Annotated in this window: 4 protein-coding genes; all 4 read right to left on the bottom strand. The window is 66.1% G+C overall.

The annotated features are described in order from the left end of the window. Position 1 precedes the first annotated feature (1 nt). Positions 2-772, bottom strand: coding sequence for an SDR family oxidoreductase (locus P1J78_RS24420; RefSeq protein ID WP_275569979.1), 771 nt, complete (start codon positions 770-772; stop codon positions 2-4). Beyond that, positions 769-1,764 carry an ABC transporter permease gene (locus P1J78_RS24415; protein WP_275569978.1) on the bottom strand — a complete coding sequence of 332 codons (996 nt, stop codon included), beginning with the start codon at positions 1,762-1,764 and terminating at the stop codon, positions 769-771. Before P1J78_RS24415 ends, P1J78_RS24420 begins: the two co-directional genes overlap by 4 nt. A gap of 66 nt (positions 1,765-1,830) precedes the next feature. Then, the gene (locus P1J78_RS24410) at positions 1,831-2,859 is read right to left on the bottom strand and encodes a sugar ABC transporter substrate-binding protein (RefSeq protein ID WP_275569977.1); all 1,029 of its coding nucleotides are present in this window, start codon (positions 2,857-2,859) and stop codon (positions 1,831-1,833) included. Between the two features lie 8 nt (positions 2,860-2,867). Beyond that, a partial coding sequence (locus P1J78_RS24405) for a P-loop NTPase family protein (RefSeq protein WP_510177809.1) occupies positions 2,868-3,290 on the bottom strand: 423 nt, incomplete at its 5' end.

Below are 3,290 nucleotides of genomic sequence, written 5' to 3'. Positions count from 1 at the left end.
GTCATTCGGGGTTGATCCTGAAGTCGTTGCCTTCAGGCAGGAGCTGGCCGCCATCGACGATGATCGTCGTGCCGGTGATGAAGGCTGCCTCGTCCGAGGCGAGAAAAAGGAAGGCGTTGGCCACGTCTTCCGGGGTGCCCATACGGCCCAACGGAATTGCGTCGGCCATCGCCTGGATGAACTCGCCGCTGCGGTGCGCCTTCATGCCTTCCGTGAGGATATTGCCCGGCTCCACGCCGTTCACCGTCACGCCGTAGCCTGCGAATTCGAGCGCGGCGGCGCGAATGAAACCGTTGATGCCGGCCTTGGTGGCCGAGTAGTGGCCGTGCCCGGGGCTGGTCACATGCGTCCCCGTAATGGACGAGGTGAACAGGATGCGGCCGGATTTCTGTGCCTTCATCGGCTTCACCGCGGCGCGCGCGGCGTGAAAGCAGCCGCCCAGGTTGACGGATATGACCCTGTCCCACTCTTCGGGGCTGGTGTTCTCGATCAGCGTCCACGGGTAAATGCCTGCATTCTGCACCAGGACGTCGAGCCGGCCGAACCGCTCCAGTGTCGCCGCGACGGCGGCCTCGGCCTCTTCGGCGCGTGAGACATCGGCGCGCAGGTAGAGGCCGCCCAGGTCGGCGGCGTGCCGTTCGCCCGCGGCGTCGTCGAGGTCGGCGATGGCGATGTCGGCCCCTTCCTGCGCAAAACGGGCCGCGACCGCGCCGCCGATGCCGCGCGCGCCGCCGATCACCAGGGCCACCTTGCCCTGCAGCCGTCCGCTCATAACAGTTTCTCCCTCAGCTTCAGTTTCAGCGTGTCGAGCAACACGGCCGCCAACACCAGCCCGCCGAGGATCATCTGGGTAAAGTGTGCCGGCAGGCCCATCAGGTTGATCGCCGTATGGATCGAGTAGATCAACAGCACGCCTGCATAGACGCCGGGGAGCCGGCCGATCCCGCCCTTGAGGCTGACGCCGCCGATCACCACCGCCGCGAAGGCGTTGAACAACATGCCGACGCCAAGGTTCGCGGTGGCGCCGGACGTGCGGATCGCCAGCAGCCAGCCCGCGAGCCCGGCGAGCACCCCCGCCACGACGAAGCTGGTCCACAGGATCCGGTTGCTGTTGATGCCGGCGCGGAAGGTCGCGTCCTGGTTGCCGCCGACGAGGGTGACGTAGCGGCCGAACGGGGTCTTGGCCATCACCAGGGCAGCGACCACGAAGCAGCCGACCGAGATCCAGGCGAGCAGCGGAATCCCCAGGATATCCTCCATTCCGACGACGCGGATCGAGGGGTGCAGGCTTTGCGCGCTGCGCCCGCCCGAGATCGCGACCACAAGCCCACGGACCCAGATGAACGAGGCCAGGGTGACGATAAACGCGGCCATGCCGATGCGGACGGTGAAAAAGCCGTTGATGAAGCCGATGATCCCGCCGACCACCAACGCCAGCAGCAGCGACACCGGCAGCATCAGCCAGGCCGGCTGCAACTCGATGCCCAGACCGATGCCGTTCGAGGCGAACAAGAGCCCGGTGACCATGGCGCTGAGCGCGGCCGTGGACTCGACCGAAAGGTCGAGATTGCCCGAGATGATGACGATCGCAAGCCCGATCGCCATTACCCCGACGAAGGTGGATTGCTCGAAGATGTTGGCGAAGATGCCGAACTGGAAGAAATGCGGAACCGTCAGGGAAAAGATCGTCAGCACGACGATCAGCATCAGCCAGACAAGATTGTCGAGCAGGAATTCTATGGTGGCGCGCCGCGCTGGTGACATCGGGGAGACCTTGTTGGGGCAGGGCGCCGGGCCGCCCGGGCGGCCCGGCGCTTCGCGTGTCCGCGATTACTCGACGGGCTCGATCGGCCCCTCGGGCGCCTGGAGGTTGCCCCAGAAACGCGGATTGTCGACGTTCTCGGCAGTGATCGCGGCGCCGGGGATCTTGATGGTCGGGCCCCAGTCCTCGATCGTCAGCTCGGACTCCAGGCCGAGGACGTCGTAGGTGCCCGGCTCAATCTCTTCGCCGTTCACCACCTTGTCGGCGAACATCGCCAGCGCGGCGGCCTGGGCATAGAGCGGCTGCTCGACCTCGACCTGCTCCCAGCCCTGGCGGATCAGGTCCAAGCCAACGGGCGCGCCGTTCGACGACACCAGCATCACGTCGCCCGGTTCCTTGCCGGCCGATTCCAGCGACGCCACCGCGGCGACGGCCAGGTGCGCGGCATGCACGAAGATCAGGTCGATATCCGGGTTGGCCTGCAGCTGGTCGGACACGATCGCGCCGGCGTTCGATGCCTCCCACTGCATCGCCGGCTTGGTGATGATCTCCACGTCCGGGTACTCCGCCATCCGTTCCTCGAAGCCTTTCTGGATGTCGAGCGTGTAGGGATCGCCGGGATCACCGAGCACCTGGAGCACGGTGCCCGAGACCGAGCCGTTCTTCTCTTCCAGAAGCCGCTGGATCTCGCCGGCGGCCACGTGACCGATCTCGATGGTGCCGGCGACGGAGGTGAAATCGGACTCCGTCGAGGTGATCTGCCGGTCGAAGATCATCACCGGGATCCCGGCGTCGCGCGCCTTGTCGATGAACGGCGCGAGCGCGTTGAAGTCGACGGCGGCAAGCACGATCGCCGCCGGGTCGGTCAGGATGGCGGTGTCCATCTGGCTTTGCTGCCGGTCGGTCTTGTTGTCCGCGTTCAGCGTCTCGACCTCGTAGCCGACCTGTCCAAGAAAGGTCTCGATGGCGCTGACCGACTCCGTCTGGAACTCGTCCAGCAGGGTCGGCACCATGTAATAGATCGTCCCCTTGTCCTGGGCGACCGTCGAGGTCGCGAGCGTCAGGCTGGCGATGGCAGCCCCAATCAGTGTCTTCACGGCCTTTCTCATAACCTGGACTCCTTTCCTTCGCTTGCCGGGCCACGGTTCTCCCCTTCCCCTTCCGCTCCGGCGCCGGACAGGGTTCCTCCGGTGATCAGGTCGATCACCTCTTCGGGGGTCGTCTCGCTGCGTCTGATGTCGCCGGCGACCGTCCCCTGCCGGATCACCACGATCCGGTCGGCGACGCGGAACGCCTGCTCCATGATGTGGGTGATGACGATGACGCCGATCCCGCGCGCGGCGACCTGGCGGATCATCTCCAGGCCCCGCCGGGTCTGTTCCACGCCGAGCGCCGCGAACGGCTCGTCGAGCAGCACCAGCTTGCCGCCCCAGTGAACGAAGCGGTTGAGTTCGATCGCCTGGCGCTGTCCGCCGGACAGATGCTCGACATTCGTGCGCAGCGAGGGAATGCTTGTGCCCGCGTCGGC

The sequence above is a fragment of the Psychromarinibacter sediminicola genome (genome assembly GCF_029168335.1).
Classification (GTDB): domain Bacteria; phylum Pseudomonadota; class Alphaproteobacteria; order Rhodobacterales; family Rhodobacteraceae; genus Psychromarinibacter; species Psychromarinibacter sediminicola.
The sequence above is the reverse complement of the archived record's forward strand: the minus strand, read 5'-3'. Positions and strand labels throughout refer to the sequence as shown.

Bases quoted from the DNA above. Each gene is read 5' to 3' on its own strand.
- P1J78_RS24415 (WP_275569978.1), bottom strand. From the start codon at position 1,764: ATGTCACCAGCGCGGCGCGCCACCATAGAATTCCTGCTCGACAATCTT.
- P1J78_RS24420 (WP_275569979.1), bottom strand. From the start codon at position 772: ATGAGCGGACGGCTGCAGGGCAAGGTGGCCCTGGTGATCGGCGGCGCG.